Raw genomic sequence first — 405 nt, forward strand, 5'->3', positions numbered from 1 at the left:
TGTTTGCGTCAGCGTCGGGGTATGCTGTTGATAGTTATGCTGTCCAGATTGAGCGTGGGTTTGTGCTTGGGTGGAGAGAACGAGCGCTTCGCCTGATTTTATATTGATTTGGGCATTAGTAGCCGCATTGATACCTTGACGTTTGGCGGTGTCTGATGGATTGATAACCCCCATTTTTAGACTGGCAGATATCCCAGCACTGGCTACTTTTAGCTGAGAGTACGCTTTTTCTGTACGGTGATCAGTGATCCATTCCGATAAACCGTTACCCGTGTTGCGATAACCACTTTCGACCGCTTGTTCATTATCCGTGGCAAATAGGCTTGGGCGACTTGATGACAATAGACTGCCAGTATTGATTAGATGCTCGCTATCACCGATAGACTGAACTAGCGTTTGATCATC

At 46.9% G+C, this 405-nt stretch carries 1 protein-coding gene; it reads right to left on the reverse strand.

The features are described 5' to 3' along the window. Positions 1-405, reverse strand: a 405-nt coding sequence (locus CXF65_RS01120) for a type VI secretion system Vgr family protein (RefSeq protein ID WP_157823990.1), incomplete at both ends; no start/stop codon positions are given.

Source organism: Psychrobacter sp. Sarcosine-3u-12 (assembly GCF_002836005.1).
GTDB classification, from domain to species: domain Bacteria; phylum Pseudomonadota; class Gammaproteobacteria; order Pseudomonadales; family Moraxellaceae; genus Psychrobacter; species Psychrobacter okhotskensis.